A 25,972-nucleotide genomic window follows, 5' to 3' on the forward strand; every position below is an offset into this window, starting at 1 on the left:
ACTCTTATTTTCAATATCAAACGAGAGTAAAATGACTTTTATATCCGCTATAAGTACGTCGCATATAAAAGCAATTTTTCGCATTCTCCACTTTCCATTGCGGAACTTAATTATGGAGGAAATTTTGTTTTTCGATATCAATTTACAGCATAAAGTTGGAATCCTGCAATTCGTCATGATATTTTGACATTCCATCCACTCTTTTTCACAGGACCACTTACAGCCGCTGATATTTGAATAAAATTAAAGAAAAATGAAGCTGTTATTAACCTTACTATTTTTAAGTATTACCATCGTATCTGCGCAGTCCATCTTGAGAGGGAAAGTGCTGGGCAAAAACGGCAAACCTATATATTTAGCCAATGTTTATATTGAAGGCACCTATGATGGTGGCACCACCGATTCCCTTGGAAATTTCGTGTTTGAGACCAGTGAACAAGGTACTAAAATCATTAAAGCGTCTGTCGTGGGCCTCCCAACATATAACAGGCCTATCCAGCTACCTCAAAAAGAATTGCTGATTATTCAAATGCAAGAAAGCGAGAATCGCTTACAGGAAGTCACGATTCAGGCAGGGGTTCTACAAGCCAATAGCTCCGGAAAAAACACGGTAATGAGTCCATTGGATATTGTCACTACAGCAGGCAGCATGGGAAACATCATCAGCGCACTGGCAACATTGCCCGGAGCACAGGTTGGGGGCGAGAACGGACGTCTTATGGTTCACGGTGGAGATGCTTCCGAAACACAGACCTACATCAATGGAATCAGAGTAGCCCAACCTTACACCGCAACACCAAACGAAGTTCCTGTAAGGGGCAGGTTTTCGCCCATGCTCTTTAAAGGCGTGAATTTCTCTACAGGCGGCTATTCTGCAGAATTTGGTAATGCGCTGTCCAGCATTCTAGCGCTAAACACCGAAAATACCATAGAGCAGTCCAAAACAGAGCTTTCGCTATCTTCTGTTGGATTAGGGCTAGGACATACCTTACAATGGGGCAAAAACTCTCTTACCTTCAACAGCAGCTATACAAACTTAAAACCCTATTCCAAAATTATTACACCAGATATAAAATGGACGAAACCCTATGAAAACGCTTCTGGAGAAATGATCTATCGCCATCAGTTTAAAGAAGGTTTTCTAAATATTTATGGGGCTTACAATTTTGAAAATATGGGACTTTACCAAGCGGACATCAATTATGAGCAACCCGTAACATTGAAAAAGAAATCCAACAATGCCTACGCCAACATCAGCTACAGTCAGAATTTGGGGAACCGATGGACACTCCAGTCTGGTATTGGCCTAGGTTACCTGACCGATAAGCTGCATTACGATGACGTTTACCTCCTTAATGAAGAAAAGAGTCTTCACTTAAAAGGAACGCTAAGTAAGATCTGGAACAATAAGATTAAAAGTATCGGAGGAATAGAATATTTCGACACGAATTATCAAGAAGAATATCACCGACAAACCCTTGGCTATAGCTATGGTTATCATAGCAAGATGACCGCTGTATTTACGGAAACTACCTTCGGCATCCTCCCGAACTTAATAGGGAAGATCGGCTTACGAGAAACTTCCTCCAATTTGCAGGCGAAGAGCACGTTAGAACCGAGGGCTTCGCTGGGCTATGCATTAAATAAATATACGCAGCTATCACTTGCTTATGGGAACTTCCATCAGCAGACGCCAACACCGCTGTTAAAATATGCTCCACAACTTGACTGGATGGAGGCCAATCATTATATCGCAAATTATTTCTATTCGCGTGGCGGGCACTTACTTCGCTTAGAAGCCTATCACAAAGAATATAACAAGTTGGCAAAATACAACAGTATAACTCCAAAATATGACAGCCAATATGACAATAACGGAAGCGGTAAGGTCAAAGGCTTTGACTTATTTTATAAAAACAGCAGCAGCATCAAAAACCTCCAATACTGGATTTCATATTCCTATACGGACAGTAAGAGAAATGAAGCGAATTATCCGACGACAGTCACTCCCCCTTATGTTTACAAACACAGTTTCTATATCGTTGGAAAATACTGGCTATCAAGCCTACGTTCACAGCTCAGTTTGACAAATTCGTTTGTATCCGGCAGAAATTACAATGATCCCAACCAAACAGTATTCATGAATGGCCATACAAAAGGTTACAATAGTCTGTCTATGAGTTGGTCGTTTCTTTACAGCCAGCAAAAAATTATCCATTTCTCCGTCAGTAATGTTCTTGGCGCTAGTCCAATTTATGGGTATCAATATGCAGACCGGCCAAATTCACAAGGAATCTACGACCGTAGACCGATTGTCCCTACTGCCAAACGCTTTGTATTTCTAGGCTATTTTTGGACAATCAGTAAAAATGAAAAAGATAATCAATTGGACAATCTATAATAAACATCAACTCATCATCGAAATACGTCGGTCCATCCAAAATTATTTCTGTTTGTAGAGAAGTATTACCAACTTCAATATCATTCAATATCAGATACATCAAACACAACAACAATAACTTAGAAAAATATTTACTACTAAAAACGAAAGATCATGAAATCATTTATTATCGCCCTCATCTGCCTTATAAGCGGCAGCACATTTGCACAAAGCAATTTTGAAAAAAGTATGGGACAAGCCATGAGCCTATGGCAATCGGGTGAGACGCAGAAAGCGGCCGCTCTTTTAGAACGTATTTCACAGGCAGAAAAGGACAATTGGATTCCTGCCTATTATCAGGCCATGGTACTGACAACAGCATCCTTCAGGGAGAAAAATAAAGAGACACAGACAAAATATATACAGTCTGCAGAAGAAATACTAAACAATAGCGCCCAGGACAATAATTCAGAATGGCTTGTGCTGAGAGCGATGAACCAAACGGCATTGATGATTACAGATCCGATGACAAAAGCCAAAGAGCTTTCACCTAAGATTATAGGTCTATATAAAAAAGCCATCACCCTTGCGCCAAATAATCCACGAGCGGTATTGGGATTAGCGGAATTCCAAATAAACGCAAAAAAATATTTCAATCAGGATACCAGCAAAGAATGTGAGGATGTCAAGAAAGCACTATCTTTATTCGGTGAAGAGAAAACTACTACACCATTCGCACCCTCATGGGGCAAAGATCGGGCAGAACAGTTGATAAAAGAATGCAAATAACATTTTGTGAAGAAAGCACCATTTAAAGCTATTATACAAGCATTACTTGCAAGCTTGGTCATAACCATCTATTTTGTGGTTGTGGCCAAACTTGACCACAATGATGTCCCTTGGATATCCATCATCTTTCATCCTAATATGGTCAGAGGTTTACTATACGGATTTTTTCTCTTTCTAGGTCATAGCTATCTATCGAAATGGGTCGGGAGCAAATACCCAAGCAGTAAAGATTTTGGGAAAAAGATGATTGTTTTTTACAGTGTCAGTTTCTTCTTGACCATACTGGTCGTTTTTATTGTCAATGCATTTTTTTCCGGACTGTTTAACCCCGGTATTACCCAAAATTTCCCACAACGTTTCCACCAGTTTATTCACCAACAACGTATTGCATATTATTTTCAAACTGCGATGATATCTTGGTGCATTTCGATGATTTTTTTTGGATTCTATTTCTATAAAAGATTCAAAGATTATCAAATCAAAGAATCTCATCAGGAAAAACAGCAAATAACAGCACAATTTGAGTCGCTCAAAAATCAACTCGATCCACATTTTTTGTTCAACAGCCTGAATGTATTGAATGGATTAATTGAAGAAAGCCCCAAAAAGGCCAGTATGTTTACCACGGATCTTTCTAAGATATATCGCTATGTATTGGAGCAAAAAGACAAAAGCCTCGTCTCTTTACAGGATGAGCTTACTTTTTCAAAGGCCTATTTAAACCTCTTGAGTCTACGCTTCGAAACCGGTATACAGATCGATTTACAGATCAATGCGGAACAACATACTGGTTTTATATTACCCCTTTCCCTTCAATTACTGATCGAAAATGCAATCAAACACAATATTATTTCGGTTAAGAAGCCTCTTTTATTGAAGATTTATAGAAAAAATAATTACCTCTATGTTGAAAACACTCTTCAAAAGAAGAAAGTGCTCCATGATCATTCGGGAATCGGTCTGAAAAATATTCAGGAACGTTATGCTATACTGTCCAATCTATCTGTGCATCTTCAGGAAACTGATATTTTATTTTCTGTTGGACTGCCCATTATCAATGAAATAGTCTCTTAAAAGCAACCTGTTCTTAAATAAACATGCGAGGCCTAATAGCAGCAAAAAACAATAGCTAAGGCGCAACGATGCTCAATAAATTAACAATACAACGGTCTGATGATCGATAAGCATGCAAAAAAAGCAATGAAAATAGTAATTATAGAAGACGAACTCCCATCGGCGAGATTGCTCCGAAGAAAACTTGAGGATCTTGGTTATACAGTATCTGCTGTACTGCAGACTGTGGAAGAATCTATCGAATGGTTTATGTCAAATACTGAACCTGATCTACTGTTCTTGGATATTCAGCTTGCCGATGGGATTTCATTTGACATCCTTGAGCAGGTGAAGCCTAATTCGGCCATTATTTTTACCACCGCATACGATGAATATATGTTGCGGGCATTTAAACAAAATAGCATCGATTACCTCCTTAAGCCGATTGAAGATGAAGAGCTGAAAAATGCTATTGAAAAATTCCGTCAATTAAGACACCCAAAGCCACAGCTCGATCTGGCATCTTTTGAAGCTTTATTTAGAAACACCGTCCAAACATATAAGGAACGCTTTACCATCAAAATAGGCCAAAACCTAAAAGTAGTGACCACCCAGCAAATCGAATGTATTTACAGCGAAAACAAGGGCACTTACCTTTATACCAATGAAAAGGGAAACTATCTTTTGGACCAAACATTGGATGCGCTGATGCCACAACTATCTCCTAAGGATTTCTTTAGGATCAACCGAAGCACTATAGTTCAATTTGATGCCATCAAGAATATTGCTGTACACTCTAACGCCCGGTTAAAAATATACCTTAAGCATTATGAATCGGATGAGCTTATTGTTTCACGGGAGAAAGTCACGGCTTTCAAAAATTGGCTTGACAATTAGTCTAGTCGTTCCTTAAAAGTACTTTAGCACAATTACTTTACAAGCGAAATAGACTATCATAAAAAATGGTCCTGTCAAGTTTAGCTTTTGGAAGGTAAATCAAGCGAAGGGTGATTCATGAATCTAAGCTACATATTGATTCGATAATTTAGCGGAATACTAAATCGAAGAGACACCGCGAACCCCTTTATCGGATTGTAATCTTTTTTTTCATTGATGGAAAATCCATAACCAAAGTCGATATCCACCAATGTGGCCAAACTCACTCCAACTTTGGGCGTAAAGGTATACGGAGTAAGCTCCGCACGAACAAAGGGAGTTAAGACATATGTTTGAGGATAATACGTTACTGCAGCCTCAGGTATCACGGCAAACTTCTTTTGTGTCCAAGTAAAGTTGGCTGTGGCATCTGCTCGGAGAATATGATCTTCTATAAAAGGGAATGCGAAATAAGCACCCGTTTTTATTATATTCCCTTTTTGAAACTGGTAGCTTAACGTCGGACCGATTAAGTGGTCTTGCGCTTTCAGGTTGCTAACTATAGCTAACAACACAACAAGTGACCCCAGGAGTTTATAAATCGTCTTACTGCGCATTTTTCAATTAATAAATATGAAAATTGAGCGGAATATTTACCCCTACTGAAACGGTAATTCCGTCAATCGGCTTAAAATTTTTCTTAGTATTGTAATCAAATCCATAACCTATTCCCAGATCCACAATAGAGAATAGACTGGCACCAACTTTTGGCGTTATGGTATAAGGTGTTAACTCTGCTTTTACAAAAGGAAAAACAACAAAATCATTTAGATAATAGGTAAACCCCAGCTCTGGAATAACAGTCGTTTTACCTTGCATCCAGCTGAAATTGGCTCCGGCATCAATTTTCATATATTGAAAATCATTAGGTGCAAATAACCCCCAGCCCGAAACTTTCAGGAAATTACCACTTTGATACTGATACCCTACTGACGGACCCCAAATCCATTTATTATGCTGTTTCCATGGCTTATCTTGTGCCATAGACAACGTGGAAAAGAGAAGAAGGATAGTAAATAACGATAATATTCTTAGTTTCATCCAGCTAAATTACAAACTATAATCTATTTTATGGAATACAACAGGTGCATGCCAGAATAGTTTTACTTAAAACAGAAAAACAATAAATATATACGCCCGCAGTAAACCAATAAAAGTATGGTTTGTGCCTGTTTAATGGGATAATATCTTGATTCTGATAAATTGTGATCTTTCGTTCAGCGATCCTTCTTCACCCCAGTAACCGTCTACATGGTTGGCAGCAGTATAGATACAACCGTCCTTGCCCCAGAACATTAACTCTTCTTTCCAGGTTGGCATCCACTCTTTAAAACTGATAAAAACGAAAGGAGTCACCTTTCCCTGTTTCACGTGGAAGAGCTGCAGGTCGCCCGTCGATTCATAGGGGTCGGCGTGCAAGGTCATTAGGTATTTTTTATCGGCAGAGAAGAATGGATAATCCCCACATTCCACAATAAGATGACCATCCTGTTTATCAAAAAGCCGCACATCAGCACTTTCCCAATAATTCCCATCAACAGCAAAAGCATTTAAAAAATCGTAATGCCCTTTATAAGAATAGCTGGCTTCTAATTCATTATCGATATCCTTATCCTTAAATGTTAGCTTTTTCCCATTTGTCAACGGCAATTCCAAAATCTTTCCATTTTTCGGATAAGACAGGGTATCCTTGATCAAGTAGTTTTTAGCCGTATTCCGAGCGGCTAAGAACGTTTGCTCATCAATCAATTCTAGCTGGAGATACTTATCTAAAGAATGCCCATTTTCGTAATGCATTTCTTTACCATTTATCGTCAATGAAACGATTGAATTTAAATCTTTGGGTGAGATTGTAATTTTATCTTGTTTCCCCAGCTTGGACTTCGCTACATAGACCTTTTCCCATCGCGTTACATCACCTTTTTCGCCATTGTTCCCGCTATAATCGCGCTGGATACGATCCATAACGGCAATCCATTCTCCTTCTTCACCGATCACATCGAGCTTGGTACCATAGGGATATCTTCCTAATAGCGGGGCAGCCTTATCCGCGCCTTGTCTAAGCTCGGCTCCAGCTCGATCAACAACATAGGTATTTTTTAAAACCTTCGTCTTGTCAAAGTCAATTGGCAAAGGAGGAAATTTAGCAGCAGCCATCGTATCCTTCACAGCGACTGTTTTAAGTTCAGCAGAATCCTTTAAATCCGAACCGTTGACTTTTGTATTGTGTCCACAGCTCAAGATTCCCATGGATAATGTCGCTCCTAGGAATAAAGATAGGGGTGAAAATAGCGGTCTATTCATAAAGGTCAAGGTAGCGATTCCCATGCCAAAAAAAAATACTGGTTTTCAGGGGTTCTTCGAGAACCAATACTATTATCAATAAGGTTCATAGTTTTAGCAACCTAAGATCTAACGCTCATTCCAAATGTGGACGAGATCATTTGAAGAACACATATCTACAGCTATGAAGATTCATTAAAAAAACGCCGGATTTCTAATCTTTTAGCCACAAATTTTTCCTTTCAATTTGTAGACCGCCATTTGACTTCCTTGAATGGACAATGGTCATTATGATTGCTACAATGATGGTCAAGAAGCGAAAAAAATTGCTCCATCCATTTCCCGCAGCATTGTCCGAAACATCAAAAATCATCCAAGCCGAATTCATCAAAACATGAAGTGTTACCGGTATCCAAAGGTTAAACTTCCACTCAGCATACAACCACGAAAATAGGATAGAGCCGAAGAAAGTCATACCGAAAATCAGGACCAATTCTCCCAAATCCTGACTCTGATAAAGATGTAGTAAAGCAAACAGGAGTGATGTAGCTAAAATGGATGGAATAAAACCTAGTCGGGTATAGCGAAAAACTAAACCAAAAAAATAGGCACGAAAGATCATTTCTTCAAAGAATCCTGATGACACACTATTTATTAATAGTGTGTTTGGATCTATTTTCCGATTTAAGGTAAAAACAAAGGCATAACCCAAGAACATCGGTAAAGTAGCTATTATTCCAAAAGAAAGCCCCTGTAAAAAATTGCCTTTCAACCCAAATTTTTCCAAGAATTCATTCTGCCCTTTCGGTTTAAGCAGCATTGCCCCAAAAAGCAACGGTACAAGGCTAATTGAATAGGTCAGTACATGCCCCAAAAATCTACTTTGGACATAGTTGATTATCATGGATTGAAGGGGCGCAAAAAACAAATAATCGAGGATAAAATATATTCCGAAGAAGAGAAATAATACCAGCAGGTTTAAACTTTTTGTGTTCATCTTTTTTTTGAACAAAATTATGCTACCCAAGACGGGTATACAAAGTTATGTGGCGTATGGCAAGATTTAGGGACGATTGACCAAAACGTGGGTGGTCAGTCCGACAAATAGGGTCTAACTGATTCTATAGCAGACCTCGAAATAACAGCACAATCTTCAGTATCTGCAAAACGTAACAAAAAACCTTGAGCATTCCCTTCCTTTACAAGGATTTTTTCAAAATTGACAAGAAAGGACCGATGACATCGGTGAATAGACATTGTATTCAACAGTTCAGATAAGCGGCTCAACGTAATTCGTACCATCTGCTTCTTTACCATACCATCCTTCCTAAAGTAGATCATGCAATAATTATCCATCGATTTTGCAAAAATAAAATCGCTTGGCAGCAACTTTAACGGTTGATTACCATTGGGAATATCGACCAGGGCCAAATGGCAGTCATTCGCTTGGCTCAATATCATAGCCGGCTTTATTGAAAGACTTTCCATCGACGAGTTATCCTTTTCATGATTCGAATGACGCCTATCAACTCGAAGCAAAAAATAAATCGCTGCAATAGGGCTATAAAGTGAAAGCGTGTAACATCCGATATAGGGCAGGTTATTCCACTGCAACGGGGCCTGATTGATGAACCAACCATGATAGACGAAATTTAAAAAACTTGATAATAGGAACACAAGAAAAATACGAAATAGTTCTATCGCAACTGTTCCTCTTTTTTTACGCAAGACGATAGAAATTAAGGCATATGCAATGGATAAAATGGCCCCGTATCCGGATAACAAGCTAAATTTATAGGCATTCTCAAAATTATACGTTCCAAATGGCTGAAAAACCAGTAGGAATACATAAGCTGATAAGCCAAGTAAGAAGGCATAAGTGAGCAACTCTCTTATGGAGACAATTTTGGGGATAACGATATTTAAATAATTTAGAATAGATTTTTTACATATCATGATTGGATAAATTTAGCATTTTTCTTGTGATTAACAGCGTACATTACACAAAGACTTCTTCAAAAAAGGCTGGCAGAGCAAAAATTTATAGTGAAGAAATTGAAATATATTGAATTTATAATTTAACTTAGAAGATATTTTTTCAAGCACATTAGTTAGCTTGAATTAAAATTGATTTGTCATATTATATTTTAACGTAATTCTCAAAGCTATGCGTTTAGGTCAACTACTTACTTTATTTCTTTGTTCGGCTTTTGTACATGTTATCCAAGCACAGGAAAGCCAAGTTTTAATAGAAAATGTCAAACTGCTCGACTATACAACTCAAACCTTAACTCCACCAAAACATGTTTTAATAAACGGAAATACAATTCAGACCATCAGTACATCCCCTATTGACGCACAAGGAAAGAATATCGTCAGAATTGACGCTAAAGGCAAAACACTGATACCTGGATTGATTGATGTACATGTCCATTTGGTATTTGGAGCTTTGACAATGCCTCAAATGATGACAAATGACCTATCCGAGGAATTCTTGATCAAGACGGTGGGGCTATCGGCTCAACAGATGTTAATGCGGGGTTTTACAAGTGTACGTGATGTCGGTGGCCCCATATTTCCATTAAAAGCAGCGATCGACAAGGGCAAGCTTTTAGGGCCTAGAATCTGGCCTTCTGGTGCCGTTGTAAGCCAAACTGCAGGCCACGGAGATTTTCGGACACCGGAGGAAAAATCGCGTCGTTTTTTCGGCGTTGTCTCTCGTGCGGAGCGATATGGAGCAACCTTCATCGCCGATGGTCGTGATGAGGTCTTGACTGCAGTAAGAGAGAATCTAAGATTCGGGGCAAGTCAAATTAAACTCATGGCAGGCGGAGGAACTTCTTCAGCATATGATCCTGTGGATGTCACCCAATATACACTAGACGAAATGAAAGCAGCAGTAGATGCAGCCGAAGACTGGGGAACCTATGTCACCGTACATGCGTATACGCCAAGAGCAATTCGAAGAGCGATCGAAGCTGGCGTAAAATGTATAGAGCATGGACAATTGCTCGATGAAGAAACTTTACAGCTAATTGCAGAAAAAAATATCTGGCTTAGTTTACAGAATCTTGTGGAAGATACACCCGATATGGATCCACAACGAAGAATCAAGCGTAAGCCTGTCATTGAAGGTCAGGAAAAAGTATGGCCTATGGCTAAGAAATATGGGGTAAAACTAGCTTGGGGTACAGATTTCCTTTTTGAGCCGGACCTGAATAAATTGCAGAATACTTTTATTTTGCGCCTTCAAAAGTGGTTTACAAATGCCGAAATCATTAAAATGATTACCCAAGACAATGGCGAGCTTCTGCAGCTTTCGGGTTTAAGAAGTCCTTATCCTGGCAAGCTGGGAACAGTAGAAGAAGGAGCGTTGGCAGATCTAATCCTTGTAGACGGAGATCCTCTTAAGAATTTAAAACTATTGGCAGATCCTGAAAAAAACTTTCTGTTAATCATGAAAGATGGTCAGATTCATAAAAATAGCCTCCAGAAACGTTAATATTTCCAAGGTCAAATTTATTGTAAATCGAAAATACAGCATATTAAATTGATAAAATGTATTTTCGATGACATCAGTTAAAAGGGGCTATTTGGGCCCTTAAAGGTGAAAAAGGAATCAAACAATTTTTACCATCACTAGGTGCAGGCGGTTGCATTACGGTATAATTTATTTGAAGAGTAAACACCTTTGCATTTAATTGATTAGTTTTGCGTTTAAACGATAAATCAAAGCATTCGGTGGCATTATTATTCAACGACGGGCGTCCAGTAGTAAGACTCAGAGCATTTCGGGCTATCGACGATCCCCAAACCTGTGAACGTTTCATAGAAGGACACGCACACGTGTTAACTGCTATAGGCGTAAAGAAAGTAACTTCTTCCAAAAATGACTGGATGTACAATCCCGCATCATTCGTATTGATCGTAGAATCCCTTGATGGCGATAAAGTCTATGGTGGAGTACGTATACACGTATCTGGAGGGAGCGAACCACTTCCCATTGAACAGGCCACGGGAGCGATGGATGCTAAAATCTTAGACCTTGTTTATGATTATGCGCAACAGGGGACAGGTGAAGGTTGTGGCCTTTGGAACTCTAGGGAGATTGCTGGATATGGCATTGGCAGCATATTTTTGACGAGAGCTGGTGCCGCCATCAGTACACAGGTTGGCATTAAATCACTCTTTGCTTTATGTGCTCCTTACACCGTGAAATTAGCAGAAAGTGTTGGCTACCGCATTGATACAAGTGTTGGAAATAATGGCACATTCTATTATCCGAAGCTGGATCTACTGGCTACCGTAATGATTATGCGCAATCTAGACACCTTGACCGAAGCCGATCAGGAAAACAAAGATGCAATTTTGTCGCTTCGTAATAATTCCAATATTGTCCGCATAGAAACTTTACGGAATAAGGAGATTGAAATTCATTATCAAATCGATATTCCGAATCTCAATCAATGGGATTTAAATGAAATTATTAAAAATCTGAAACATACATCATTAGATCATAAATCAGATGATCGTAATTTAAATATCTTATAATGGACACTAAACATTATGGTGCCGGCTATTTAATGGATACCGGTGATTTTCTTAAACAATTAAAAATACATTCATATACTCCTTTTAATACGATTAAAGAGGGGGTTGTCGTCGATCTTGGCTGTGGAACTGGAATGGATGCCATCAATTTGGCTAATATACTGGGCCATAATGTACTTGTCGTTGGATTGGATCATGATAAGGCCTTAATCGAGCATGCCAAAACAAGCAGTTTAGAGGTAAAGAACGTCGACTTTGTTCAGGGTGAAGTTTATCAACTTAGCTTTACAGATAATTCCATTTCTGGCATTAGAATGGAGCGCGTTGTACAACATCTGCTGGAAGCGCCAAAAATGTTTGCTGAGGTTCACCGTGTTTTGCGTGAAGGTCAACCCTTAGTGATCGTTGAGACCATTTGGAATAGCCTGACATTTTACAGCAAGCATGTTGACATTGAGGCTAAGATATGTCATTATTTGACCGAAGAAAAAGTCAACAATGGCTGGGCTGGGAATAAATTAACTTCAGACCTATTGACTCAAGGCTTTAAACAAGTTCAATTGCAAACATTCTGTATGGTAGCCCGTTCGAAAGAAGAGGCCAACCGCTATCTTTTCTTAGATAAAATTCTTTTGGAGATGGTCGAAAAAGAGAAGTTAAGTATAGCTGAAATGGAGGAATTTCAAAATACATTGGATCAAGCTGATGAAGCGGGTTGTTTCCTTGTTTCTATGAATTTAGTTATTGCCGAAGCAAAAAAATAGCATATAGTGATGAAATGCTGGCTTAACTTGATCTTCTTATTTATTTTTACGTGCAGTTCAACTTGTTTTGGAGAGGTTATTATCGATAAACCGACACAACGTGTCTTGATCGGATACGGCCTGGAGCGTTATACCGGGAAAGGAGAGCCTAACTTTGCAGATACTTCGGCCTCCTCCTTTCAATCGTTAGAAAGCAAGGTCCCCAATTTGGGCATATCACCCGCTGACATCTGGTTTCGATTGCCCGTAACAAACAAGGGCAAAGAAAAGCTTGAACTCTTGCTCGAAATCGCCTATCCCCTCTTGGATGAGGTCGAACTTTTTGTACCGTCATCAAACGGGCATTATAACTCGATCAAGCTGGGCGAACATCAATCTTTTTCGGCGAGAAAATATAAGGTCCCTAATTATGCATTCGACATTCAATTACCTGGAAATGAGAAAACCATCTTTTTTCTTCGCATAAAAAGTACAGAACAGATTATTCTCCCGATCTATTTAAGTAACGAGCGCAGTTTCTTAAAAGAGATGAATGATGACAGTTTGTTAAGCGGCATCTATATTGGTATTGTCGGCATTATGGCGATATACAATTTATTCCTGTTTTTTTCTGTCCGTGAAAGAGGCTATCTGTATTATGTCCTTTATGTTCTTTGTGCAGGAATAACACAAATGGGTATTAAAGGTTACAGTTTTCAATATTTGTGGCCAAATTGGACTTATTTTGCAACAAAGGGTCCTATTATTTTTGGTTGTTTATCAGGCTTATGCGCCCTGCTTTTTGCAGATTCATTTCTTCAATTACCGAAAAATGCTCCTCGGTCAAGACGTGTGATTACTGTTTTTATCATTCTTTTTGTCATTGGCAGCCTTCTTACACTGCTCAACCTGACACAACCAGCGTTCATGGTTATGCAGCTAACAACAGGAGCGGGGTCTTTATTTGTCCTTTACTTATCCTATCGTGTGATGATAAATGGTTATAAACCGGCTAAATATTTTGTTTACGGTTGGACAATTTTATTATTAGGTTCTGTCGTGTTTTTATTGAAAGACTATGGCATCTTAAAATATAACGATTTTACGAGCAATGCTGTACAAATTGCATCTGTTGTGGAGATGGCCTTACTGTCCTTCGGTCTAGCTTACAGTATCAATATTTTAAAAGAAGAAAAAGAAGCATCACAAGTCAGAGAATTAGCAATCTCATTAGAAAACGAGAAGTTAATACGTGAACAAAATATTGTATTGGAACAAAAAGTAGATGAGCGGACACGTGAATTAACAGAATCTAATGAGTCTCTACAAACCACTCTTACTCACTTAAAGGAAACGCAATCTCAACTTGTCGAAGCCGAGAAGATGGCCTCTCTTGGTCAATTGACTGCTGGTGTTGCGCATGAGATCAACAACCCAATCAACTTTGTTACGTCTAATGTCGCCCCGTTAAAACGTGATATTAAGATGATTTGGGAAACGTTGGAGGAAGTAGAGCGTATCGCTTTTAAAGAGGGGCTATCCGATACTGAAAAGCAATCTCAGATCAAAAAATTCAAAGATGACCAGGATATCGATTATCTGAAAACAGAGGTAGATTTTCTATTAAAGGGGATGCATGATGGGGCCCATCGGACTGCCGAAATAGTAAAGAGTTTGCGGATCTTCTCGCGCGTAGACGAGGATACATTAAAATTTGCCGATTTAAATGAGGGGCTGGAGTCAACAATGGTTATCCTCAATAGTTTATTAAATAACACGATTGAAGTTGATAAGATCTATGGCGATATGCCAAAGGTAGAATGTCATGCAGGCAAACTTAATCAAGTCTTTTTGAATATTGTGACAAATGCTATTTACGCCGTAAATAAAAAGTTTAATCACGATGTTGGTGGTAAAATATGTATTGAGACCGGAGTTAAGGAGGATAATACAGCTGTGTTTATCAAAATCGCAGACAATGGCATCGGTATTCCAAAAGAAATCCATGAACGGATATTTGAACCATTTTTTACAACGAAAGACGTTGGCGAAGGTACTGGTTTGGGAATGTCCATTGCCTATAATACCATTGCGAAACATCATGGGAAGATTATTGTAGATTCAGAAGTGGGACAGGGCACAAGTTTTACACTCCTCATTCCAATTCAACAAAACAATTAATACCGCTATAAACTGAAAATAGTTCAATTAACTATTATTTTTTCATATCTTTTGTAAGGGAATAAAACCATATAATAAAATTATGCAGAGGGAGCTTGAAATATTATATATCGATGACGAAGTAAACAATTTGGTTAGCTTTAAAGCGAACTTTAGATACGATTACGCTATCCATACAGCATCCAATACGAGTGAGGCCGAAACGATCCTTCATGCTCATCCTGATATCCGTATTATCTTCTGTGACCAACGTATGCCGGATGAGATGGGCATCGATTTTTTGCACCGCATTAAAAAAGATTTTCCAAAACCAATCCGTATTCTTTTAACGGCTTATGCCAATATGGAAACTGTAATTGATGCAGTTAACAAGGGTCATATTTTTAGGTTTGTCCGAAAACCCTGGATGAATGAAGAAATCGTTTCCGCTATAGAAGAAGCAAATAAATTTTATGTTGCAAACTCTATGCTAGAAGTTAAGAATCAAGAGCTGCAAAAAGCTTATGATGAATTAGATAAATTCGCATATAGTGTTAGTCATGATCTTCGTGATCCATTGACAGGGGTTCTTTCTGCGGTGAAACTTGGGTTAGAATTTGACAGCATAGACCGTATTCATGAGTTGTTATCACTAATGGATAGTTCATTGGTCAGCTTAGATGCTTATATTGACAGTCTGCGAGACTATTATCTCTTACGAAGAGGCGAACTTATGTTGTCAGCCATAAATTTCGAAGAGCTCTTTGATAATATCCGTCAGTTTTACAGTATGTACACGCAAAATAAAGATGTTGCCTTTGAAATCTCAGTGGATCAAAAAGAGATCTTTAGCGGCGATAAAGCACTTCTAGAACTAATTTTGCATAATCTTCTTTCTAATGCGTTTAAATACCAACGTAAAGGGCAGGAAAACCAGTACGTCAAACTCTCCGTATTCGTATCAGAACGTAAAGCTAAAATTATTGTGAGTGACAACGGAATAGGCATATCGCCAGAGTATGTTGAAGATATCTTTAAATTATTCTTTAGAGCAAGTGATCAAGCTAAGGGCATGGGATTTGGGCTCTATAATGTTCAGAACGCACTCTTAAAACTACAGGGAAAAATTGAAGTGCAATCACAGCCAAATCAGGGCACAACCTTTACAGTCATCATACCGAGCAAATAAGACCTCTCACTTTCGGCAATCCTATGCGATTGCAGCGAAGAGTATTACAAAGCAAACAGACATTTTAAATAAAAGTCGACTTTCCTAAAATTATAATCTTTTAGGAAAGTAGCTTTTGCCGCAGCAGAAACTCCAACTGATCATTTGAAGTCTCAAGTTGAGAATTAGTCTCCACAATCTTTTGACGCTCAGCATAGACATCATAAGCGCGTTGAATCGTTTGATCGAGCTCCTCTTCACTCCACGGCTTATTGAGGTAATGAAAGATCTTTCCTTTATTGACAGCATCAACGACAGCTGCCATATCTGTATACCCTGTCAAAAGGATACGCATTGGGGCTGCATTGATCTTAATAATCTCTTCCAAAAACTCTACACCGGTCATTTCCGGCATCCGTTGATCAGTAATGATAATATGTATTTGGTTGTTTTTGACAATATCGATTGCATCGGCACCACTAATTGCCGTGAACACTTTATACTTTAGTCGAAATGTCGCTTTAAAAGAAAACAGATTGTTTTCTTCGTCGTCAACGTACAATATCGAAATCTTCTTGTCTTCCATAAGCTTATCGTCTGAAATACAAATTTACGTAATAAATTCGCTGAATTAATAACAGATTAAAGAGTTTTATGTTTTCCTAGCAGAAATAATACCTGATCTCTGATAAAATAATGGATTAGTTATCCGAAAATTATAGCAGCCGACGCCGGAAAAACGATTTAAGGTTAATAACTGCCCGAAGACAATCCCTAACTTAGATTAGCGAAAAAAAGCCATCCTACATTTGTAAAACGGCTTTTTTAGATAGTGACCCCGCTGAGGCTCGAACTCAGGACCCACAGAATAAGAGTCTACAGGTCTTTAATCGTCAACAAGGATAAAAATCTTCGATTAGCGAATGCTAAAGGCAATTTACAATTTTCTGAGATTCAAAATTAACGGCTGTTACGTATTTGTTACGGCTATAAAATTTCTATTGACACACTCGATGTTACGGTCCCCCAAATAATCTAGTAATGGTGTTGAGGCCTCAACAGTTTGTCGTTTTGAACTTCTCAAATTGAAAAATTACTATCTTTAAATAACCCTTGCAGATTCTCTTTGAATAATGGGATTACCTTTTAATATTGCCTTTACTGGACGTCCATCCGAAGACGGGCGTTTATCGTTTTACAACAAAGATGTCGTTTCGTTAAACAGGAAAAATGTTGACCGCTAATCTTTTTAAGCTCGGTCGCCCCACAATCTCTCCTGCTGATTCGGACGTACTTTCTGATCTAAGAAGCCGGATGGCCGAAGCCCGGAAAAAGAACATTAATTTGGTCAATCATTAAGGTATTTGTTGGTAAGAAGAAAAATGGCGGAAGTTATTGTAAAGTATAATTTGCCCAAGACCATATTAATGCTCTCGATAACAATTTAGCAAAAAAACATATACCGCTATAAACCTAAGGGCTAAAATAATTATCGGTAATCATTAATAAAATTACAGATATTATTAAAAAACCTAATTGTAAGCAACCTGATTTCTTCAAGTTCAGTACATGGTTGTTCTCTACTGAACAATGCTCAAATAATTATTTAAATAATATGTTTTGCACCAAAGTTTCCTACTATCTTCTCTATTATTTTATCATCTCATGAAATATTGAAATCGGATTGTTTAGAGATTCTTTGTCATAGCTTTTCTAGATCTGTATAACATACTATGTAACATTAGCTTACAAAATCATAATTTATATTATCAAAATTATAACTGCTGTTTTTTTTGGCACTTCATTAGCATAGCGAAATTTGAAGGGAGCTATTATTCCCTAAATCGCGCTTTAAGTGCAACGCTCAGACCTTATTAATAGAGCATACTAATTATAAACTTTTAAAACAGGAGTTATGAAAACTAAGAAATTTAAAGAAATCAAACCGGTTCTGTCAGCATTATTATTTATTGTCATAGGCACGACCCTTGCGGTAAGCTGTAGCAAAAGCGACGAAGGCAGCGATCCGGTTGGCCCACCGGTCATCACGGCTGAGGTAGACAACCGGACAGGAACTGTTACCTATCATCATTCAGCAGAAAATACGCTATCTACCCTTGAGCCCGGACCGGACGGAGAAGATGTAAGCTGGGATTTCTCCCAATTTAAGTCAGCAACAACAACTACCGTCACCGTTTATGGATGTCCGGGAAACAGCAATTGTTCCGATTTTACAGCAGCCAACAGGTTAACCCTTACCGCAAAGGGCAATGTGGACCAGAGTTTTGCATATAGCATTTATACCAACAGTGAAATGCAGCGGATCGGGGTCAAAGGGATATCGGGAAGTACGCAAAGCAAGACGGTCTACTCCAATCCGATGACCGTCGTAAAATATCCAATTAGCTATGGGCTGTCGTTTGAGGATAGCTTTGAGGCACAGAGTACAGGCATACTGGCGGAAAAAGGAACCTTCAAATCTACCGTGGATGCCTACAGTACGCTCAAAACTCCAATGGGAACATTTAACAATACGCTGCGTACAAAGGGTGAACTAAAATTCACCACGAGGACTGCCGCGGGAACACCATTGGTGGTAGAATCCGTATCCTATACCTGGCGCTCACCGGACCATGGGGGTACCACATTATTGCTCATTACTTTCAATACGATCAATACGAACGGAACCATATCCCGTACCCGTAGCCTTACTTATGGAGAGGTTAAATAAGAAAATAATGTTGATTAATACTAAAGGATATGAAAACGTATAGGATAACCATAGGTTTCATAAGATCCTTATTATTTCTGGGTATATTATTTTCCGTTATGGTATTTGGCAAGAGCCAAGATCCCATCGTAGGAGAGTCTGACACCTATTATTTTATTTCAGGGCAAAGGAAATGACAACAGATAAGAGTACATCTCGATTACAGACCACATTTCCCCTTACACCCCCTCTAAACCCAAAGTGCAAACTCCATATGCAATAGGATTCGATCTTCGATCATATGGTAGATTAATATGAATCAGCCAAATGATTATGAATATTACAACTGTCAACACATATGAAAAATCTTAGATTAACATCAGTATTTGTCATTGAAAAGATAGGTTTAACTCCTGCCAATCTGTCTATATTGAAGACGGGCAAAGCTAAAGCATTAAAAATTGCCACACTGGAATCCTTGTGTGAAGCTCTAGACTGCCAGTCGGCAGACCTGTTGGAATTCAGAAAAGACAAAACCGGATAGTATGAAAGCAAAAATCAATAAGAAAGTAAAGCGAATACTGAAATGGACCTTAATCATTTTCTTGGCTTACTTCATAGCTACTTCACTTTACTATGGCGAAGGTTCATTTGATGAAAGGACGGGATTCAGTACCTTCTATTGGTCAGGCTTGGATGATCTGCGAAGAGCGGATAAGGCTTCGGGGCTTTTGGTCAATGAACAGTATCCGACCTTTCTGGATGGCACCGACGGCCCTTATGTTTTTGTTGACAAATATTATGTCGTGACGGCTGATAACGAAATAGTAGAAGGAAATGTAGATAGTTCCGGTTTGATCATAGTTAATACAGGTATAGAGGAGTTTCCGAGCTTTTCCGTAAATCTGCGAAGCAGTTATGCCACGGAAACGTATGATTATAAGATGCCCGAAAAACTAATTGCTATTTCCGATATGGAGGGGAATCTCACAGGATTTTACAGTTTTCTGCTCGCCAACAACGTGATCGACAAGAAGGGCGATTGGATTTTTGGAAGAGGGGCTTTGGTTCTAAACGGAGATTTCTTTGATCGCGGCACCCAGGTTACCCCTCTGCTTTGGTTTATCTATCACCTCGACAATCAGGCGCCGCAAAGTGGTGGCAAGGTTCATTTTATACTGGGAAACCATGAAATTAAAAATTTGAGCGGAGATGCCTCCGACGGTTCTTTTAAATATATTGAAATTGCAAAAAGAATCAGCGGGGAAAAGCAATGGGACAAAGCGATAAGATATCTATATAGTGAAAAATCGGAAATGGGGAAATGGCTTCGATCAAAAAATATCTGTGAAAAGATCGGTAGTCATGTTTTTGTACACGGAGGATTGAACAGGCTGCATTTACGGGAGCGTTTCTCCCTTGAGGAAATGAACATGATTGCCAGAAAATACATGGGAAAAAATACTTCCGCCCTTGCAGGCATGAACAAGCGGGACGAAATAATAACCAATACCATAAACAGCCCTTACTGGGACAGGAGGCTCAATCTGGATTGGAAAATTAAATGGACGTACAAGCTCAACGGAATCAAGGTTCTAGAGACTACAGAAAAAGACCTTGACCAAATTCTGGATTTTTATGGCGCGGAGAAAATTATTATAGGACACTCCATCGTACATGATATTTCTACCGGATACAACAATAAAGTGATAAAAATTGATGTGGAGCACGGAGAGGAACTATCTAGCGGAAAAACACGAGGATTGTTGATTCAGAATAATAACTACTACAAAATTAAGGATCTTGATGCTATGAAATCATGGAGCACGATTATGTGAGCTGGAAAAGAAATAAAACAAGAATTATTTTTAACAGATCGGGTAGATCAGCCCCCCTGTTTTGGTCGGTTAGTAAGGTATGCATGGTTTTAATTTTACGTTGGTAGGGAGAATCAGGAACCGAGATCAATTGTACCTCCGATCTCATAAAATTGGGCCAGATCTTGATAAAGCGCGTGCCGACAATAAAGCTGTCATTGATCAGGATATCTCATTGTTCAGGAAGGATTAAGGTTTTCCAAAAGAGATATCTAGGCAAGATGGTTCTCATTTATTTATTCTTTTACAGTGTATTCTGTTTTGATATAGAAAAAAAGATCAAGAAAATTAAAAGACGACATGTTACGTGGGAAAACAATTTCGTTAGCAGCGAACTGTTGAATAGTGGAAAAATAAAAGGATTATGGGTGCTCATAATCCTTTTCGGAAATAGAATTAAATTTCGCTCGCCGATGAACTTTTATACTAATCTTATTTTAGTTTAATACCAATGACATTTTCTGAAACTTCTTCAATTGCCTCTTTGGGGATTATTTTGCTATTTTTCAAGATTTGATCTAACAGATCTTCCGAGGTTGTGGTGTGCAGCACTGTAATCTTTGACACACCTTTTTCAAATTTTCCGGACACGGACGTAATGCCCTTGAAGGTTTCTATATCATCCTGTAGTTCCTGAAGATATGCATAATCAATTCCAGAAATACGAATTACGGTTTTTTGTCCTGATTTGTTTTCTTTATTCAATAGCTTGCCTATTTTTCCTGCGGTTTTTCCCGCACGTTCGGTTTGATTTGAAGCCCTTTCTGTTTTGTTAAGAATTTTGTCCACTTTGTCCAATAGACCTTGTGCTTTGACCATCGGAAGGCTCAGGCTCAAGCCCGCCGCTAATAACCATTTTATTGTCTTCATAATAAATAATTTTTATTTTGTCTACTCTGGCATCAGTTTTCGACATATCTGTATCATATACCTACCTATTGGAATATGAATAGTACAAAGTTGACCTTCGTGGGAATAGATGCAAAATTAATTCAATGCAATATCAGTTATTTTAAATGTTTTTTAATCGTTATTCAACATTGCGTTTTGGCAATTAAACTGATGGTTCGGAGCAAGAAATGAAGAATATCATGTGTAATATATTCCGAGTATTAAGATGTGTGAAGGATTCCATCGGTGCCAAGCGATCGAATGTGGTCATAATAACCAATTTTCAAAATATTTAAAGAAAGGGATCTTACATTGATTGGAGTATTGGGTCCATTGAAAAATATTGAATTTTAATTGTGTAAAGTTTAAATTTATACAATGATAAAATTAGGGCATCGAGATTTCTCGTTGATCCAGATTCAATGGGTCAGCTGGGTTTTTGTTGTTTTTCTTACGTTTACGTCCTATTTGATTACGGACTATCCCTTAACGGCAAGGGCAATATATTCGACCATAAATAATGTCCTGTGCAGCGCAGTGATTATTTATGGAAATATGTTGGTTCTGATGCCGAGATTCTACCGGCTGAATAAGATCAAAGCCTATGTTGTGGTCGTGGTGGTCTTTTTGTCATTAATCTGTTTCTACAGGGTGAAGTTCAGGACCTATATGATGCATGTTTTTTTTCCAAATGTAGTCGACCAGAGCTCTGTCACCCAAGTTTATACGGTCATAGCCATTTCATGTATAATGACTTTTTTTCTAAGTTTTTTGCTCAAATTGGCCCTGGATTATTTTATGGTTCGAAAGGAACAGGAACTGTTGAAACAACACACGGCGGAAATTGAGCTCGACCTGTTGAAATCCCAGGTGCAGCCACATTTTCTGTTCAACACGCTCAACAACATTTATTATGTTGCGCAGATCCAGTCCCCCGAAACGGCTCAGCTAGTGGCAAAGTTGTCCAACATCATGCGCTATTTCGTAGATGAGGCTCCCCAAAAAGAGATCCAACTGTCGACTGAAATCCAATTTATACGGGATTACATTGATCTGGAACAGATGCGCTTACGTTATCCGATGGATATCGATATCCGGATCGATGGGAATATTGAATCCGTGAGGATGCCGCCGATGCTTATCATACCACTAGTGGAGAATGTCTTTAAGCACGGTATTGATAAACGATGTGCAAACAATTTTTTATACCTATGCCTGAAGGTGCAGGACGATCAGCTCCGTGTTGAGGTATCCAACCGAATTGCCGACACACATTTGCCTCCTTCAAGGCGGGGCGGCTTAGAAAATCTGACATCGCGGCTCACCTTTCTTTACGGCGTAAAATATAGATTCGACAGAATCGAACAAAACAACGATTTCCTGATAAACCTGACTATACCCTTATGAATACGATAGATAGAAATACCATAAGCTGTATGATTGTGGATGATGAGCCAAATGCCGTAAAGCTGCTGGAAAATTATATTCAGAAAATGCCGTTTTTGGTTCTAGAACAAAAATGCTATGATGCCTTTGAAGCCATTGCCAATCTGAAACAGGGATCAGTAGACCTTATTTTTATGGATATCAACATGCCGCAGATGTCCGGGCTCGATTTAGCGGCACAACTGCCGAAGGATCAGTCGATCATTTTTACCACGGCTTATTCTTCCTATGCCTTGGAAGGATACGAATACAACGCGGTAGACTATCTGCTCAAACCAATCACGTTTAAACGGTTTATCCAGTCGATCGACAAATTCCGTAATCGTTACCTCACTACCGATCCGGCTATTGCTCCTCGGCCAAAGGAGAATGTTCCGGGAAACTGCATCTTTGTCAAGTCCGGTAAACAATACGTTAAGTTACAGTACAATGAAATCTTATATTTTGAGGCCAGCAAGGAATATGTTATTGTTGTCGGTGCCAATATGCAAACCTTGGTCTATAAGCGAATGAAGCAACTGGAGGCACAGCTTCCGCCCAATTTTATTCGTATCCACAACTCCTTTATCGTCAATATCAGTAATCTGGACCGTGTGGTCGACAACCATGCAGTGTTCGGACAAGTTAAGTTGCCCATCAGTAGCAGTTATAGAGAACGATTCTTAAACCTGATCGAGAAGAACACCCTGTAATCAATTTCCGCTCGATATTTGGCCCATGGCGTCAGATTTATCTATGTCTAATTTTCAGTAGGAATTTATCGCGCAAACAGTTTTAAGACTGTTTGCGTATACATACGGTATTCAGTATTGAACAAAAGCCTTTTCGTATTGAATATTTTCTGCAATCCATTGAATATTTTTTCGTGATTGATGATATAGTCTGACTTTTATGCCTGTACTTTAGCTCCCTGCATGTTATGGTAAATGGGGTGTATGTTTCAAAATTATAGTCCTCATCTGTATGTAGCGCGAGCATAGACCGATAAATTTTTGATTATGAGAACATTGAAAATTCTAACACTTTTTTCCCTAATTTTTATAACGTTTGCCCTCATTTCAAGCTGTAGCAAGAGAGAGGATAAGGATACAGGAAATCCGGAAGGGAATTATATCAAGCTGACCATCGACGGTGAAGAGATTATGATGACGCATCTGGCCGTTATGGCCGAAAAGGAGAACAAGACCTGGAATCTGAACGCACTATCCGGCGGCGGGGGCAGCTCATTAACAGGAAGAACGAGTATGACGATCAATATCCGCGACAAGGACGGTGTACTTAAAGAAAAAACCTACAAACTGGATGATGGAAGCGCGGATATAATGGCCACTTTCACCGAGTATCTAAACGAAAAACCGGATACCTACCATTGGTCGGCAACTACGGCATCGGCCCTTTCTGGCGATGAGCTAACGGTAACGTTCTCGTCTTTGAAAAATGATGTTGCGAGAGGCACTTTCTCGGGGCAATTGCGCGTAACTAGTGCAGGGGATCTGAAAACTTTCAGGAAAGTTACCAAAGGTGAGTTTACTCTGTCAATGAAATAGAACATAGCTCGGACACTGTATTCCATCCTAAAACGATAAATGACTTATAAATGAAACGCATTGAATTATACTATTCCAAGAAATTGTTCATAGTGAGCAATTACAGGAAGCCGCTTGCATTTGCAATACAAGTTGGTAATGCAATAAAAATTACATTGGCTTGTATATTTCTATTTTCCGCATTCTCTTTGAGCGCACAGTTGAGTGTTCCGCCAAAAGCTGCTTTCGACCCTTTAGAGGCGAAAGAATTACTTGCCCCCGGAAGCAGTTCTATTAAAGGCATAGCCTATACCCGAACAAAGAACGGCTTTGGTATAACTGGCACCAAGACTTCTATCACTAGGGAAACAGTATATCTACTTCCCTTTACCAAACATCTGGCCGAGTGGGATGCCCAAAATTCGAAAGTGTTTAAGAGCAGGAATAAAAAATATGTGCTCTCTGATGAATGCCTCCAATATCATCTTTCAACCACTACTGATGAATATGGCAATTTCGAATTCAAGAACTTAAAACCGGGCAAATATCTATTGCAGACCAAATACTACATGACACATACCTATGACGGTGTCGATGTAGGGACAAAAGGATATTTTATGAATAAAACGGTGGAGATAAAAAAGGAAAACGAGGTGCTGGACGTAAAATTTGCCAATTGGTAATCTGTACTGCAACGAATGTCAAGTAAAACTAAAGGATATGAAAACGTATAAATTATACAGCTGTCTTATGAAGGCCTTATTATTTCTGGGTATATTATTTTCAATTATAGGATGCGGCAAGAGCCAAGACCCCATCGGCGAGGATGATATGTATTATTTCAGGGCAAAGATAAACGGTAAAGCTGTCAATTTTGCTCATACTGCCCTTTTTGATGGCGGCGGGAACGACGACAGGTGGGAACTCATCTATATTTCAGGCTACATTTCCCCTTACGATCCCTCTAAACCCATAGAACAGGATCCGCATGTAATAGGATTCGATTTCCAGAACGAAGGGGGTACTTTTCGCCAAGGGACGTACACGCAAAAAGGAGGCGCAGGGAATGGTCTCGATGACAGTAGACCTGAAAGCTACAGTATTGACATGGAATACCTTATTCAAACATCCAATGGTACGGTTCAATACGATACTGGCGATCTGGAAGATTTGACAATACAGATCCTTGAACTCAGTAAAACAGGGGGGATAAAGGGTACATTTAAGGGGACACTAACACACATGAGAAATCCAAGCGATAGAATGGTAGTTACCGAAGGAGAGTTCTATCTCCCTTATAAAAAATTGGTCCATCCTTATAAATAACGGATGTTCCATTATATGTAAATAAGCCAAACAAAAAAAAATAATAAATCGGTTTAAAGTTTACGCTAAGAAATTTTACTTTCCAGTGGCCAGCTTTGACAATGGCCCCTGGAACGTTGCCAATCTAAAGACA

At 38.9% G+C, this 25,972-nt stretch carries 24 protein-coding genes; 17 read left to right on the top strand and 7 right to left on the bottom strand.

Translation table 11 applies throughout. The features are described 5' to 3' along the window. Window positions 1-253: 253 nt before the first annotated feature. The 4 genes from K2F45_RS26970 (at window position 254) to K2F45_RS26985 (ending at window position 5,119) form a co-directional block, all read left to right on the top strand. Complete coding sequence (locus K2F45_RS26970; RefSeq protein ID WP_075990362.1) at window positions 254-2,401, top strand: TonB-dependent receptor; 2,148 nt, start codon at window positions 254-256, stop codon at window positions 2,399-2,401. A gap of 153 nt (window positions 2,402-2,554) precedes the next feature. Then, complete coding sequence (locus K2F45_RS26975) at window positions 2,555-3,169, top strand: tetratricopeptide repeat protein (protein ID WP_075990363.1); 615 nt, start codon at window positions 2,555-2,557, stop codon at window positions 3,167-3,169. A gap of 6 nt (window positions 3,170-3,175) precedes the next feature. After that, window positions 3,176-4,243, top strand: coding sequence for a sensor histidine kinase (locus K2F45_RS26980; protein WP_075990364.1), 1,068 nt, complete (start codon window positions 3,176-3,178; stop codon window positions 4,241-4,243). A 126-nt stretch (window positions 4,244-4,369) separates the two neighbouring features. Further along, window positions 4,370-5,119: a LytR/AlgR family response regulator transcription factor gene (locus tag K2F45_RS26985; protein WP_075994560.1), complete on the top strand. Its 750-nt coding sequence runs from the start codon at window positions 4,370-4,372 to the stop codon at window positions 5,117-5,119. Between the two features lie 128 nt (window positions 5,120-5,247). Here the strand turns inward: K2F45_RS26985 and K2F45_RS26990 are convergent, their stop codons facing one another. The 5 genes from K2F45_RS26990 to K2F45_RS27010 form a co-directional block, all read right to left on the bottom strand. Continuing rightward, window positions 5,248-5,715 (bottom strand): hypothetical protein, encoded by a 468-nt coding sequence (locus tag K2F45_RS26990; protein WP_075990365.1) that lies wholly within the window; start codon window positions 5,713-5,715, stop codon window positions 5,248-5,250. A gap of 7 nt (window positions 5,716-5,722) precedes the next feature. After that, window positions 5,723-6,199, bottom strand: coding sequence for a hypothetical protein (locus K2F45_RS26995; RefSeq protein WP_075990366.1), 477 nt, complete (start codon window positions 6,197-6,199; stop codon window positions 5,723-5,725). Window positions 6,200-6,331: 132 nt separating this feature from the next. Then, window positions 6,332-7,462 carry an SH3 domain-containing protein gene (locus K2F45_RS27000; protein ID WP_075994561.1) on the bottom strand — a complete coding sequence of 377 codons (1,131 nt, stop codon included), beginning with the start codon at window positions 7,460-7,462 and terminating at the stop codon, window positions 6,332-6,334. A gap of 193 nt (window positions 7,463-7,655) precedes the next feature. Beyond that, the gene (locus K2F45_RS27005; protein ID WP_075990367.1) at window positions 7,656-8,438 is read right to left on the bottom strand and encodes a CPBP family intramembrane glutamic endopeptidase; all 783 of its coding nucleotides are present in this window, start codon (window positions 8,436-8,438) and stop codon (window positions 7,656-7,658) included. Between the two features lie 95 nt (window positions 8,439-8,533). Further along, complete coding sequence (locus K2F45_RS27010; RefSeq protein WP_075990368.1) at window positions 8,534-9,397, bottom strand: LytTR family DNA-binding domain-containing protein; 864 nt, start codon at window positions 9,395-9,397, stop codon at window positions 8,534-8,536. A gap of 211 nt (window positions 9,398-9,608) precedes the next feature. Between K2F45_RS27010 and K2F45_RS27015 the strand changes: the two genes are divergently transcribed. The 5 genes from K2F45_RS27015 (at window position 9,609) to K2F45_RS27035 (ending at window position 16,084) form a co-directional block, all read left to right on the top strand. After that, window positions 9,609-10,943, top strand: coding sequence for an amidohydrolase family protein (locus tag K2F45_RS27015; RefSeq protein WP_075990369.1), 1,335 nt, complete (start codon window positions 9,609-9,611; stop codon window positions 10,941-10,943). Window positions 10,944-11,182: 239 nt separating this feature from the next. Further along, entirely contained in the window at window positions 11,183-11,992 is an 810-nt protein-coding gene (locus tag K2F45_RS27020) for a hypothetical protein (RefSeq protein ID WP_075994562.1), read from the top strand. After that, window positions 11,992-12,756, top strand: a complete 765-nt coding sequence (locus K2F45_RS27025) for a methyltransferase domain-containing protein (protein WP_075990370.1) — start codon at window positions 11,992-11,994, stop codon at window positions 12,754-12,756. Before K2F45_RS27020 ends, K2F45_RS27025 begins: the two co-directional genes overlap by 1 nt. A 9-nt stretch (window positions 12,757-12,765) precedes the next feature. After that, window positions 12,766-14,916, top strand: coding sequence for a sensor histidine kinase (locus K2F45_RS27030; protein WP_248932734.1), 2,151 nt, complete (start codon window positions 12,766-12,768; stop codon window positions 14,914-14,916). An 82-nt stretch (window positions 14,917-14,998) separates the two neighbouring features. Then, window positions 14,999-16,084, top strand: a complete 1,086-nt coding sequence (locus K2F45_RS27035) for a hybrid sensor histidine kinase/response regulator (protein ID WP_075990372.1) — start codon at window positions 14,999-15,001, stop codon at window positions 16,082-16,084. Window positions 16,085-16,184: 100 nt separating this feature from the next. Here K2F45_RS27035 and K2F45_RS27040 read toward each other — a convergent pair whose 3' ends face one another. Further along, complete coding sequence (locus K2F45_RS27040; protein ID WP_046673283.1) at window positions 16,185-16,649, bottom strand: response regulator; 465 nt, start codon at window positions 16,647-16,649, stop codon at window positions 16,185-16,187. A 1,329-nt stretch (window positions 16,650-17,978) separates the two neighbouring features. Here K2F45_RS27040 and K2F45_RS27045 point away from each other — a divergent pair. From K2F45_RS27045 to K2F45_RS27055, 3 genes are all read left to right on the top strand, one after another. Then, window positions 17,979-18,794 carry a hypothetical protein gene (locus K2F45_RS27045; RefSeq protein ID WP_248932735.1) on the top strand — a complete coding sequence of 272 codons (816 nt, stop codon included), beginning with the start codon at window positions 17,979-17,981 and terminating at the stop codon, window positions 18,792-18,794. A 337-nt stretch (window positions 18,795-19,131) separates the two neighbouring features. Beyond that, the gene (locus K2F45_RS27050; RefSeq protein ID WP_075990374.1) at window positions 19,132-19,317 is read left to right on the top strand and encodes a helix-turn-helix domain-containing protein; all 186 of its coding nucleotides are present in this window, start codon (window positions 19,132-19,134) and stop codon (window positions 19,315-19,317) included. A gap of 1 nt (window position 19,318) precedes the next feature. After that, complete coding sequence (locus K2F45_RS27055; protein ID WP_248932736.1) at window positions 19,319-20,611, top strand: metallophosphoesterase; 1,293 nt, start codon at window positions 19,319-19,321, stop codon at window positions 20,609-20,611. 471 nt (window positions 20,612-21,082) lie between these two features. Here the strand turns inward: K2F45_RS27055 and K2F45_RS27060 are convergent, their stop codons facing one another. Then, window positions 21,083-21,520, bottom strand: a complete 438-nt coding sequence (locus K2F45_RS27060) for a hypothetical protein (RefSeq protein ID WP_248932737.1) — start codon at window positions 21,518-21,520, stop codon at window positions 21,083-21,085. A gap of 399 nt (window positions 21,521-21,919) precedes the next feature. Between K2F45_RS27060 and K2F45_RS27065 the strand changes: the two genes are divergently transcribed. From K2F45_RS27065 to K2F45_RS27085, 5 genes are all read left to right on the top strand, one after another. Beyond that, complete coding sequence (locus K2F45_RS27065) at window positions 21,920-22,948, top strand: sensor histidine kinase (protein WP_075990378.1); 1,029 nt, start codon at window positions 21,920-21,922, stop codon at window positions 22,946-22,948. Then, window positions 22,945-23,679, top strand: coding sequence for a LytR/AlgR family response regulator transcription factor (locus K2F45_RS27070; RefSeq protein WP_248932738.1), 735 nt, complete (start codon window positions 22,945-22,947; stop codon window positions 23,677-23,679). The genes K2F45_RS27065 and K2F45_RS27070 overlap by 4 nt, the downstream gene beginning before the upstream one ends. 306 nt (window positions 23,680-23,985) lie before the next feature. After that, window positions 23,986-24,534 (top strand): hypothetical protein, encoded by a 549-nt coding sequence (locus K2F45_RS27075; protein WP_248932739.1) that lies wholly within the window; start codon window positions 23,986-23,988, stop codon window positions 24,532-24,534. A 50-nt stretch (window positions 24,535-24,584) separates the two neighbouring features. Further along, window positions 24,585-25,196: a carboxypeptidase-like regulatory domain-containing protein gene (locus K2F45_RS27080; protein WP_075990381.1), complete on the top strand. Its 612-nt coding sequence runs from the start codon at window positions 24,585-24,587 to the stop codon at window positions 25,194-25,196. A gap of 37 nt (window positions 25,197-25,233) precedes the next feature. Then, on the top strand, window positions 25,234-25,839 hold the full coding sequence (locus tag K2F45_RS27085) for a hypothetical protein (RefSeq protein ID WP_157625816.1): 606 nt from the start codon (window positions 25,234-25,236) through the stop codon (window positions 25,837-25,839). The last annotated feature ends 133 nt before the right edge of the window (window positions 25,840-25,972 follow it).

The organism is Sphingobacterium siyangense (assembly GCF_023277505.1).
In the GTDB taxonomy this organism is placed as follows: Bacteria; Bacteroidota; Bacteroidia; order Sphingobacteriales; family Sphingobacteriaceae; genus Sphingobacterium; species Sphingobacterium siyangense.